Raw genomic sequence first — 10,999 nt, 5'->3', positions numbered from 1 at the left:
ACTAAAATCGCCCAACCAACTGCCTCTACTTTTTTTGCGGCTTCTGAAAAATGCTCTTTAAATTTAGCAAAACTGCCAAAATCAAGATTAATTTGTTCGGCCAGTGCTCCTTTAGGCTCACCGCCCCCCTTTGGACTCATAACATTCCAAAAAATCGTGTGTAAATAATGACCAGCACCATGAAAAGCCGCTTCGCGTTCCCAATGCTTAATTAAATTGAAATCCCCACTTTGTCTGGCCTTCTCCATCTCGGTTTCCGCTTTATTTAAGCCATCCACATAGGTTTTATGATGTTGTGCATGGTGCAATCTCATAATTTCTTCATCAATATAGGGTAAAAGTGCATTATACGCGTATGGGAGTGGTGGTAGCCGATGTCCCCCTATAGGTATTCTAGTAACTTCCGCTTCCTTCCTTTGTTCTACACCACTGTATACTTCTCTGTTTACAAATTTTTCATCACCTAAAACATGTTGACCATGATTTAGTTCCATGTAAACTTGGTTCGCTTTTTGCGCTAAATTGCTAAGCTCCTCACTAGATATAAACGAAGTTCTTCTTTGTATGTTAGATAAGCCTCTTTCCAGATCTAAAAATTTTGCTTGCAGATTGCCATCGACTAAATCTGTACCTACACTTTTTTGTAATTCTCTTGACCAACTTAGTAAACGATCAACGTAGTGCATTTGCTCATTTCGTTCCATATTAGCCTCCCAATGAATAAAATAACGGAATTCACCTAGGTTTACTATATGCCTAGTACTGATTTTTGTGCTTAGGATTAGTAGGCAAAAAAGAATGCTTAACATGAATGATTTAAAATGAACATACAATTAAAATTAGGTTACTATTTAACTAAAAGGAGATGAAGACATGAAGAGTTATATCGAAATTTCTTTGTTTGAACATCAGTTTTGGCTTCAAGTATTGGGGGATCATGGGAGATTTATTCGTGATGCACTCTCTCCTGACGAAATTGATGAAGTTAAAAAAGCAAAGACATTCATTTCCATTTTTGACCAACTGTTAGCCCAAACCACTCCTAAAATCACCACATCTAACTTAGATACACTAAATAAACAAGCATATGAATATGCTAATAGAATAAAGGATTTTAAACTAGACCTTATTAAGCTGCACTTAATTGGAGATATATCTATCAATTTACCACCAACTTTTTTAAACCATATGGTAAATGAAGTAGAGGAATACTTACGAATACTCCCTTACTTAATCAAAGGAGAAAACCCACCTTTATGTCATCCACTTCACCATCACCTTGTATGGCTACTTGATGCAGCAGGTCATTCTGATGCAATTACCGGTTCTTTAGACTTAGTGGAAAAACAGCTGCGACAAAAAGGCGAAGATTTCACAAAGAAGTTTGAGTATTTTTATATAAAAGCAGTAGAACTCGCTGGCTATTTAAGAACAAACCTGGAATCGTTCCCCGCCCTTGCCCGATTTAACAATCAAGTTGAATTAGAAATTGCTATTTTTAAAGTTTTCTTAAATGAGTTACAGGAGCTCGAAATTGCTAACGCTTCGTTGAGTACACTTTCTCCTTTAATGGCTGACCATATGGCTAGGGAAGAATGCTACTATTTAACGAAATTAGCGGAAAGTGCAAAGGAAGTCAAAAAGCCCGAATGCGATCCGACAAAACCGCGTACCGAATAGAAATAAACGAAGAGAAGAGGATGACGAAACACTCTATCATCCTCTTCTCTTCGTTTATTTTGTTTGAATAACTTTCGTTTGATAATCTGTTTCGTAATATTCAAGTTCTTCTCGAACTGTTTGGAATGGTCCTTCAATGCTAGCAACCAAATTTCTTAATGACTGTGGTACGTCATATGCAAATTTTATCGCATTTTTACCTGTATAAGCTGCACGACTGTCTTCATACCAATTTTCAATTCTTGGATTGAAGAATTCTTCTACACAATTATGGTAAATCCAAAACAACGTTTTTTCTGCAGCTGCCTTACGAAATGTATTTCCATTTAAAATAACTTCACAGGAGTTTTTCCCCTCATCACAAAATACATTTATTCTTCTTAGTGAAACGAGTAAGTCTCCATAGTAGCCTGCTCTTTCTTCCACTTTTTCTGCTTTCAGATTAGTAACAGTAGCTTCATTCAAAAACTCACTAACAATATTGCTAATCTTACTGAGCTGCTCAAGCGTTAATGTAATTTGTCCTTTTACAAGGCTATCACCCATAATGATCCTCCTAGATTTTTTCATTTTGAAGAAAACTTAATACACTATCTATTTATTACTTATGATTGTTTACCCTATTATACGATAAAAAAGGTGCAAGCTGTGAACCTTTTTGTGAAATTATCTAACTTTTCTTATAACTAATTATCACCGTTTTGAATGAGTTCTTCTTGAAAACGTTCAAAAAATAGATCTGCTTCCTCTATCTCTAATTTCTTTTCTGGAAGTGGTGGAAGCTCTTGTAAGGATTTTAAACCGAAGTGATCTAAAAACGCTTTTGTTGTTCCATAAATAATTGCTCTTCCGGTACCTTCTGCCCTGCCAACTTCCTTAATTAAAAGTTTCGCAATTAATGTTTGTAATGGTCTTTCTGATTTAACTCCTCTAATTTCTTCTATTTCCGCCCTGGTAATTGGTTGTTTATATGCAATGATGGCTAATGTTTCTAGTGCAGCTTGAGAAAGTGTTGCTGAACTTGGTGAATTAATTAGACGCTTAAAATAAATAGCATGCTCTTGTTTTGTAGTAAATTGATAAAGCCCCGCAAGTTGAGTGATTTGCATTCCCCTTACACCATTTTGGTACTCTTCAATAAGCTCATTAAGTATATCTTTCACAAAAATCAGCTCAATTTGTAGTACTTCAGCAATTTGTTTATCTTCAATTCCTTCCTCACCAGAAATAAATAGAAGCCCTTCAATAATAGCCTTTATTTCATTTCTATCCAACAATTGTGCTCTCCTCCCAGCGGCAAACGGAAATATCGTTAAAGTTCGCATCTTGCTCACATACAATTTTTTTCGCCTTCATTAATTCTAAAACAGCTAAAAAGGTTACGATTAATTGGCCACGCTCTTCATATTCGAATAATTGAAAGAACGACGTTCTACCATTACACTGATTTAATATATCGATGATTTCTTCCATCCTTTTCTCAAGTGGAAAATCTTCTCGATGTATCTTTGTTTGTTTAGGAATTTTTAACGTTTTTCTTTTCATAAGCTGATCGAAGGCATCTAACATATCATAAAGGCTGGCATTAATTCGTTGTGGTTCCTTTTTTATCTCGTCTATGTATGGCCCCAGATCACTTGGCATTTTACTGAAAATTAATCCTCGATCTTTTTCTCGTTCTTTTAAAGTGTCTGCCGCTTCCTTATAACGACGATACTCAATTAAACGATTAATTAAATCTTCTCTAGGATCATCCTCATCAAATATATCCTCGTTTTCAGCAAATAAATCGTCGTCATGTTTTGGCAGCAACATTTTACTTTTAATAGCAAGCAATGTTGCTGCCATCACTAAATATTCACTTGCTATATCTAGTTCGAACCTTTGCATCTTATGAATATAATTCATGTATTGATCTGTGATCTTCGCAACAGGTATATCATAAATATCTACTTCAGCTTTATTGATTAAATGTAAAAGTAAATCTAGTGGTCCTTCAAAAGCATCTAATTTAACATTATATTGTGTCATCAATTCCACCATTTTCTTATATGCACTTTAATAGAAATTATATTATGATTTGGCGGAGAAAACTATGCCGCCACATTTTCAATGAAAAGGCGCTGTCTTCCCTTTCTCTTCGCCGTAAAACTCTAACGAATTTTAGAGGCTCGTTCAAAGAAATCCAGCGACATCGTTTACCAGGTTGTTTTGATGTCCTTATATATTGAGATATTGGTATATTTAGTAAATGCTAATTTCACACATAACATTCATGATTTATTGTCCTCAACCCAGAATGAAAATGTAATCAATATGAAATTATATCATAATTTTTAAAAGATAACCTTGTTTTTATGGACGAATGTCTTTCGTTTACGATTATTTTTTATACTATGTTAAGATAAATCTAGATTATTCAAATGAAAGGTGGAAAGTTATGTATCCGCAGCCATTAATTTATTATTTAGTATACTTCCATAGTTTGCGTGATTATTTTGAATGTCATGAAGTCTTAGAGGAGTATTGGAAGGAAGATGGGAAAAACAATAAAATCTGGGTAGGTTTTATTCAGCTTGCAGTAGCTATGTACCATCATCGCAGAAAAAACTATCTTGGGGCAGAAAAACAATTGAGGAATGCAATCGATATATTTGATCAGGAAAAGCTACAATTAGATACATTAGGCTTTGATCCGGAGGAATTTTCAAGGGTACTAAAAGAAAAAAGCATAGAAATAAAACAACGACTACCCTATTCTTCTATCAACCTTCCTATCGTTAATCATAACGTAAATCAAGCTTGTATAAAAACAGCGAAAGAGCTTGGTGCCTGTTGGGGAGAAGAAAATTTAATTATTAGTAAGGAAATAATTGATAAACATAAATTAAGGGACCGCTCAGCTGTCATTGCAGAACGTGATAAACAATTATTAAAGAGAAGAGATAAGAATTTATGATTGGATTGTCAAATGAAGAATTGTATTAACTAAATAATAAATTTACTAAAATAAAAAAGAGAATGTTAATGTAGGTTAATTAAATCAATCAACTAATCATTTAATCATTCTCTTTTGTTTAACTAATTATAGGCTGAACTTTCGCTTTGCTTTTTTATTCAAACGACTTAGAAAGGTTAGCCATTTCAATTGCTGCTGCAGCCGCTTCCCATCCTTTATTACCAGCTTTCGTTCCTGCTCTTTCAATCGCTTGTTCAATAGTATCAGTAGTTAATACACCAAAAATAACAGGCACTTCGTTTTGTAGACTTATTGAAGCTACACCTTTAGCAACTTCACTACAAACATAGTCAAAATGAGGAGTAGAACCACGGATAACTGTACCCAACGTAATAACTGCATCGTATTTTTTCGAACTCGCCATTTTCTTTGCAATGAATGGAATTTCAAAAGCTCCTGGAACCCAAGCGATATCAATATCGGCCTCGTTTACACCGTGACGTCTAAGCGCATCTTCCGCTCCACCTAAAAGCTTGCTTGTAATAAATTCGTTAAACCTTCCTACAACAATCGCTACCTTTAAACCACTACCTACTAAATTACCTTCAAAAAGATTTCCCATAACTCTCTCCTCCAACTTTCATTCAATTATTTTTTTCGAAGTCTTGCTTTCAAAGATCGACCCAAAATATATTAAAAATGTAGCAAATGACCTAACTTTTGCTGTTTTGCACGTAAATATCTTTCGTTATCACTATTATGCGGAAGTTGTATTGGAACTCTGTCAACCACTTCAAGATCGTAGCCTTTCAGCCCTTTTATTTTTCTAGGGTTATTCGTTAAAAGTTTCATTTGTCTAACACCTAGATCTCGTAAAATTTGAGCGCCAATCCCGTAATCGCGAAGATCAGGAGCGAAACCAAGTTTTTCATTGGCTTCTACAGTATCATAACCTTCTTCCTGTAGCTTATAAGCCTTCATCTTGTTAAGAAGACCTATTCCTCGACCTTCTTGACGCATATAGAGCAGGATTCCTTTGCCAGCTTTTTCAATTTGTTCTAAAGCGGCATGGAGTTGTGGACCACAATCACAACGATAAGATCCAAAGACATCTCCTGTTAAACATTCTGAATGAACTCTCACTAACACTGGCTCATCAGGCGTAATATCTCCTTTTACAAGCGCAATATTTTCTTTTCCATCGATTACATTAGAAAAACCAATTGCTTTAAAGATTCCATATTCAGTAGGTAACATAATTTCAACTTCTCGGTGGACAAGTTTATCTTTCCGATTTCGATATTCGATCAGGTCTTTTATTGTGATCATTTTCAACTCATGAATATCTGCAATTTTTCGTAAATCAGGAACCCTTGCCATCGTTCCGTCTTCATTGATTATTTCACAGATGACTCCGGCTGGCTTTGCTCCTGAAAGTCTTGCCAAGTCAACTGCAGCCTCAGTATGACCAGCACGTCTTAAAACACCACCATCTTTTGCGACAAGCGGGAAGATATGACCTGGCCTTTTGAAATCCGTTCCTTTTGCCTGTTCGTCAATGAGAGCTAATATAGTAGCTGAACGCTCATGTGCTGAAATACCTGTAGTCGTCGTTTTATAATCAACACTTATCGTAAATGCTGTTCCGTGTGGGTCAGTATTATGATCAACCATAGGCATTAATTCTAGTTGCTTAGCGCGCGCTTCTGTAATTGGTGTACAAACTAGCCCTCTACCGTGTTTAATCATAAAATTGATCACTTCCGGTGTTGCTTTTTCAGCTAAGGCAACAAAATCACCTTCATTTTCGCGATCTTCATCGTCACATACAATGACTACTCTTCCTTGCATTAACTCATATATTGCCTCTTCAATTGGATCAAACATAGAAACCCCTCCTCATTTTCTGTTCCCCTCAAAAATTGCTCTTTATTTATAACCATGCTCCTCTAAAAAGCTTGCTGATAGTGTTGACTTGTTTTTCCTTTGTTCAAACCTCTGTCCAATAAACTGCTCAATGTATTTTCCAATCATATCGCATTCGATATTCACTACATCTCCAGGACCTTTCATGCCGATGATTGTCTCTTCAACCGTATGAGGAATAATTGATATCGTAAATGTTTCATCAGTTACACCAAAAATAGTCAAGCTTGTTCCGTCAATAGCTATAGATCCTTTTAAAATAATGTATTTACGAAGTTCTTTTGAGACCTTTATTTCATAATAAATTGCATTATCGCGACGGTGTTTACTCAATACTTCTCCAATCCCGTCCACATGTCCTGAAACAAAATGTCCACCAAAACGGCCGCCAGCTGCCATAGCCCTTTCAAGATTTACTCGAGATCCACGGCTAAGCTGCCTAAGACTTGTATTCCTGACTGTTTCCGGCATTAAATCGACAGTAAAACGCTCTTTGTCAAAGGAAGTAATGGTTAAACAAACGCCGTTAACAGCAATGCTATCACCCAAATGAACATCTGTTAGAAGCTTTTTTGAAGCAATTGTCATAACGATTGCTTCACCTGATTGCTTAATTTGTTCAATTGTACCGACTTCTTCGATAATTCCTGTAAACATATTATTCCCCCTTTGGGATTGAAACAATTTTTAAATCATCCCCTAATTGCTTTACTTCTTTTATAGACAATTGCAGGGCATCAGCTAAATTTTCAAAGCCTGTTCCGGAAAACGAAGTTGGTGCTTCTTTACCACCAATAAGTTTTGGGGCAATGTAATTGATTACCTGATTAATAAACCGAGATTGGAGAAAGCTATCATTCACTTTACTTCCGCCTTCAACAAATAATGAGGTGATGCCTCGCTCACCTAGTACTGATAAAAGCTCTTCTATAGCTATCAAGTCGGTTTTCAGACTAATAACTTTGATACCAAATTGACTTAATTCGCTTAGCCTTGATTGCGGCGGAGCATTACCTGTTATGATCCAAGTTTCTGCTTGACCATCGGTTACAACTTTAGAAAGTAAAGGAGTGCGAAGCTGATGGTCTAAAATAATTCGAATAGGATTTTTACCACCTACGCTCCTTCGTGTTGTTAACGAGGGATTATCTGCTAAAACAGTTCCAACACCAACTAAAATCGCATCATGCTCATGACGTAATTGCTGAACATCTTCCCTAGCAACTGCACCAGTTATCCACTTACTTTCACCAGTCGAGGTAGCAATTTTCCCATCCAGACTAGTAGCTGTTTTTAACGTAACATAAGGTTTTTTTGTTTTAATATAATGAAAAAAAACTTTGTTAAGTTCACGGGCTTCTTCTTCTAGAACACCAACTTCCACTTCAATATTGGCGTTTCGAAGCTTTGCAACACCCCTCCCAGCAACTAACGGGTTAGGGTCAAGACAAGCAATCACGACACGTTTAAGCTTGTTTTTAATAATTAAATCAGCACATGGAGGTGTCTTGCCATGGTGGCTACATGGCTCAAGGGTCACATAAATCGTTGCCCCGATCGCCCGATCACCTGCCATTTTTATGGCGTGTACTTCAGCATGCTCAGTACCTGCTTTTAAATGCGCACCCATCCCAACAATTTCGCCGTTATTAACAACAACAGATCCGACAATTGGATTCGGCGATGTTTGCCCCATTGTTCCTTGAGCCAATTGTATCGCAAGTTTCATATAGGAAAGATCATTCATCTTTAGTTCAAATCCTTTAACCCAAAATAAAAACCCCTAACGATAATAACTATCCTAGGGGTAAAATTCATCATTAAATAAACAGGCTTGGTCACTTTTTTAAACTTAGATTTCGCCAATTAAATGCAAAATCCTCGTCAAAAATCGTAGACTACACCTATTGCTTAACTTGAAAATCCTTCTCCCATCCAGACTTTACTGTCGGCTTTGGTTTCTCACCAAATCCACCGTTTTACAAATTGTTGTAAAACGGGTCACGGGCTTAGAAGATTAACTTCATCACCGCCGGTTGGGAATTTCACCCGACCCCGAAGGATAACGCTTATTTAGTTGTTTTGTTTATTATATCACAAAAGGAACCAATGTTGTCTAGTACTATATCTTATTTAGTAAAGGACAACCGAAAACAACATTTCGTCACTAGCGCATCTAGTGTGTAAGGCTGTGCGACAGGGATCTGTTATTAACCAACAAAAAAAGAACTTAAACGAGGTGTCTCTCCTCATTTAAGTTCTCTCTATTTTACTACTCTTCCCAAACTTTAACTTCGCTCATTACATCATTTGGACGAATTCGGTCTACTACATCCATTCCTTCGATAACGCGACCGAAAACAGTATGAACACCATCTAAGTGTGGCTGTGCTTCAAATAAAATAAAGAATTGGCTACCACCAGTATTACGACCAGCATGAGCCATTGATAGATAGCCACGTCCATGTTTATGTGGATTTCCGTCAGTTTCACACTTAATTGTATACCCAGGTCCACCTGTTCCATTTCCAACTGGGCAACCACCTTGAGCTACAAACCCTGGAATTACACGGTGAAAAGTTAAGCCATTGTAAAAACCTTCGTTTGCTAACTTTTCAAAGTTCTCTACTGTTCCTGGAGCTTCCTCAGGGAAGAACTCTATCACAATTTTTTCACCATTTTCAAAAGCAATACTACCTTTTTTCACGTATGTATCCTCCTCAAAATTAAATACTCTGTTACTCTTTTCAATAAAGAAGTAACATTCATGTTCAAACCATTTTACTACATTTTATAAACAAAATACAAACGATGTAAAATAGTCGCTGGCTCTCCTTTCTCTTCGCTGTAAAACTCTAACGAATTTTAGATGCTCGTTTAAGGAAATCCAGAGCATATAGTTAATACTCAAAAATTAGTTTTCATACAAAAAAGTGCATTAGCTATTGCTAATACACTTCAAACTTATTCTTCAATACTGTCCCCATTCAATTGTAAATCTAACTGAACAATATCTTTATATGTTTCTCGTTTTACGACTAACGTCGATTGACCGTTCTCTACAAATACCACGGCTGGTCGGGGAATGCGATTATAGTTATTTGCCATAGAATAGCCATATGCTCCGGTACAAGATACCGCTAAAATATCACCATTTTTTGCAAATGGTAAAGCGATATCCCAAATTAGCATATCACCACTCTCACAGCACTTTCCAGCAATAGAATAGGTCTCTTGCTTGGTATCATTGCTTCGATTAGCAAGCATTGCTTCGTATTTCGCTTGATAAAGAGCTGGACGTAAATTATCGGTCATACCACCATCTACAGAAAGATAGTGACGAACTTCAGGAATTTCTTTTTCAGAGCCTACTGTATATAGTGTTGTTCCTGCATCACCTACAAGAGATCTCCCTGGTTCAATCCAAATTTCAGGTATATCGATACCAAGCTTTGCCGATTGAACTTCAACTGCATCAATCGTTGCATCAATGTAATGGGAAACTGGGAGGGGTGTATCACCCTCGATATAACGTATTCCGAAACCACCACCAAGGTTTAATACTTGTGGTACATAGTCTAGCTTCGACTTCCACTCTGCCAAATATGAGAACACTTTTTCAACAGCCATAATAAAACCAGTAGTTTCAAAAATTTGTGAACCGATGTGACAATGGAAGCCTAACATTTCAAATGCTTCATCGTCTCTAACTTTGATGATCGCTTCTTCAGCTTGACCACTAATTAAATCGAAGCCAAATTTAGAATCTTCCTGACCTGTTGAAATATATTCATGAGTATGCGCTTCTACTCCTGGTGTAATTCGTAAAAGTACCGTAATTTTTTTCTGATGTTTTTGAGCTGCTTCTTTTAGTAGAGCTATTTCAAAAAAATTGTCGACAACAAAACAGCCAATCCCTGCCTCTACTGCCAAATCGATTTCTAAAGCACTTTTATTGTTTCCATGAAAATGAATTTTCTCTGCTGGAAAACCCGCAACTAGCGCTGTATGGAGTTCGCCACCAGATACAACATCTAAACTTAAATCTAGTTCTTTAGCTAATTGAGCCATCGCCACACAACTAAATGCTTTACTTGCATATGCCACTTGAGCTTTGATGCCGCGCTTCTTAAAAGCTTGAACAAAGTCGCTAGCGCGTTCCCTGATTAACGCCACATCATAAACATATAGAGGTGTTGAATATCGTTCACTCAGATCAACGGAGTCAACACCTCCAATTTCTAAATGTCCTAAATCATTAATTCTACTCGTCCCATGTGTGTACATTCACTTTGCTCCTCCCGTAATGTGAATGTTGAATTCAAAAGTATACATAGACAATACCTGTTTACTGTATATAAAATTCAATATTCAAAATAATAATTTCTAAACAAAAAGGCGGTAATGCAAGTTACATTATCCGCCATAAAAGCT

The 10,999-nt window shown here is 36.6% G+C and carries 12 protein-coding genes and 1 riboswitch; of the genes, 2 read left to right on the top strand and 10 right to left on the bottom strand.

Translation table 11 applies throughout. The features are described 5' to 3' along the window. The coding region (locus ACK4M9_RS20360; protein ID WP_409854555.1) for a superoxide dismutase at positions 1-704 on the bottom strand (704 nt) is incomplete at its 3' end. 169 nt (positions 705-873) lie between these two features. On the opposite strand from ACK4M9_RS20360, the gene ACK4M9_RS20355 reads away from it, so the two are divergent. Then, a complete protein-coding gene (locus ACK4M9_RS20355) occupies positions 874-1,680 on the top strand; it encodes a DUF2935 domain-containing protein (protein ID WP_409854554.1) in 807 nt (268 codons plus the stop codon). A 54-nt stretch (positions 1,681-1,734) separates the two neighbouring features. Here the strand turns inward: ACK4M9_RS20355 and ACK4M9_RS20350 are convergent, their stop codons facing one another. The 3 genes from ACK4M9_RS20350 to ACK4M9_RS20340 all read right to left on the bottom strand — a co-directional run bounded on the left by ACK4M9_RS20350 (position 1,735) and on the right by ACK4M9_RS20340 (position 3,711). After that, positions 1,735-2,226, bottom strand: coding sequence for a DUF3907 family protein (locus ACK4M9_RS20350; RefSeq protein WP_409854552.1), 492 nt, complete (start codon positions 2,224-2,226; stop codon positions 1,735-1,737). A 140-nt stretch (positions 2,227-2,366) separates the two neighbouring features. Beyond that, positions 2,367-2,954 (bottom strand): SMC-Scp complex subunit ScpB, encoded by a 588-nt coding sequence (gene scpB, locus ACK4M9_RS20345; RefSeq protein WP_409854560.1) that lies wholly within the window; start codon positions 2,952-2,954, stop codon positions 2,367-2,369. Beyond that, positions 2,947-3,711, bottom strand: coding sequence for a segregation/condensation protein A (locus tag ACK4M9_RS20340; RefSeq protein WP_409854551.1), 765 nt, complete (start codon positions 3,709-3,711; stop codon positions 2,947-2,949). The genes scpB and ACK4M9_RS20340 overlap by 8 nt, the downstream gene beginning before the upstream one ends. Positions 3,712-4,120: 409 nt before the next feature. Here ACK4M9_RS20340 and ACK4M9_RS20335 point away from each other — a divergent pair, with 409 nt between their 5' ends. Continuing rightward, the gene (locus ACK4M9_RS20335; protein ID WP_409854549.1) at positions 4,121-4,639 is read left to right on the top strand and encodes a DUF309 domain-containing protein; all 519 of its coding nucleotides are present in this window, start codon (positions 4,121-4,123) and stop codon (positions 4,637-4,639) included. A 154-nt stretch (positions 4,640-4,793) separates the two neighbouring features. Here the strand turns inward: ACK4M9_RS20335 and ribH are convergent, their stop codons facing one another. From ribH to lysA, 6 genes are all read right to left on the bottom strand, one after another. After that, a complete protein-coding gene (gene ribH, locus ACK4M9_RS20330; RefSeq protein WP_409854547.1) occupies positions 4,794-5,261 on the bottom strand; it encodes a 6,7-dimethyl-8-ribityllumazine synthase in 468 nt (155 codons plus the stop codon). A gap of 71 nt (positions 5,262-5,332) precedes the next feature. Beyond that, complete coding sequence (locus tag ACK4M9_RS20325) at positions 5,333-6,526, bottom strand: bifunctional 3,4-dihydroxy-2-butanone-4-phosphate synthase/GTP cyclohydrolase II (RefSeq protein WP_409854545.1); 1,194 nt, start codon at positions 6,524-6,526, stop codon at positions 5,333-5,335. Between the two features lie 42 nt (positions 6,527-6,568). Beyond that, positions 6,569-7,222, bottom strand: a complete 654-nt coding sequence (gene ribE, locus ACK4M9_RS20320) for a riboflavin synthase (RefSeq protein WP_409854543.1) — start codon at positions 7,220-7,222, stop codon at positions 6,569-6,571. Position 7,223: 1 nt separating this feature from the next. After that, complete coding sequence (gene ribD, locus ACK4M9_RS20315; protein ID WP_409854541.1) at positions 7,224-8,312, bottom strand: bifunctional diaminohydroxyphosphoribosylaminopyrimidine deaminase/5-amino-6-(5-phosphoribosylamino)uracil reductase RibD; 1,089 nt, start codon at positions 8,310-8,312, stop codon at positions 7,224-7,226. A gap of 172 nt (positions 8,313-8,484) precedes the next feature. Beyond that, a riboswitch (FMN riboswitch) is annotated at positions 8,485-8,632 on the bottom strand. Between the two features lie 205 nt (positions 8,633-8,837). After that, positions 8,838-9,272 (bottom strand): peptidylprolyl isomerase, encoded by a 435-nt coding sequence (locus ACK4M9_RS20310; protein WP_409854539.1) that lies wholly within the window; start codon positions 9,270-9,272, stop codon positions 8,838-8,840. A 257-nt stretch (positions 9,273-9,529) separates the two neighbouring features. Then, on the bottom strand, positions 9,530-10,852 hold the full coding sequence (gene lysA, locus ACK4M9_RS20305) for a diaminopimelate decarboxylase (RefSeq protein WP_409854538.1): 1,323 nt from the start codon (positions 10,850-10,852) through the stop codon (positions 9,530-9,532). Positions 10,853-10,999 lie beyond the last annotated feature (147 nt).

Origin of the sequence: Anaerobacillus sp. (genome assembly GCF_046314235.1) — a bacterium.
Taxonomy (GTDB): Bacteria; Bacillota; Bacilli; order Bacillales; family Anaerobacillaceae; genus Anaerobacillus.
The sequence above is the reverse complement of the archived record's forward strand: the minus strand, read 5'-3'. Positions and strand labels throughout refer to the sequence as shown.

What these genes read in the sequence shown, in the direction of transcription:
- ACK4M9_RS20355 (WP_409854554.1), top strand. Translation starts at nt 874, where the DNA reads ATGAAGAGTTATATCGAAATTTCTTTGTTTGAACATCAGTTTTGGCTT.
- ribH (WP_409854547.1), bottom strand. Translation starts at nt 5,261, where the DNA reads ATGGGAAATCTTTTTGAAGGTAATTTAGTAGGTAGTGGTTTAAAGGTA.
- ACK4M9_RS20325 (WP_409854545.1), bottom strand. Translation starts at nt 6,526, where the DNA reads ATGTTTGATCCAATTGAAGAGGCAATATATGAGTTAATGCAAGGAAGA.
- ACK4M9_RS20350 (WP_409854552.1), bottom strand. Translation starts at nt 2,226, where the DNA reads ATGGGTGATAGCCTTGTAAAAGGACAAATTACATTAACGCTTGAGCAG.
- ACK4M9_RS20340 (WP_409854551.1), bottom strand. Translation starts at nt 3,711, where the DNA reads ATGACACAATATAATGTTAAATTAGATGCTTTTGAAGGACCACTAGAT.
- ribD (WP_409854541.1), bottom strand. Translation starts at nt 8,312, where the DNA reads ATGAATGATCTTTCCTATATGAAACTTGCGATACAATTGGCTCAAGGA.
- ACK4M9_RS20335 (WP_409854549.1), top strand. Translation starts at nt 4,121, where the DNA reads ATGTATCCGCAGCCATTAATTTATTATTTAGTATACTTCCATAGTTTG.
- lysA (WP_409854538.1), bottom strand. Translation starts at nt 10,852, where the DNA reads ATGTACACACATGGGACGAGTAGAATTAATGATTTAGGACATTTAGAA.
- ribE (WP_409854543.1), bottom strand. Translation starts at nt 7,222, where the DNA reads ATGTTTACAGGAATTATCGAAGAAGTCGGTACAATTGAACAAATTAAG.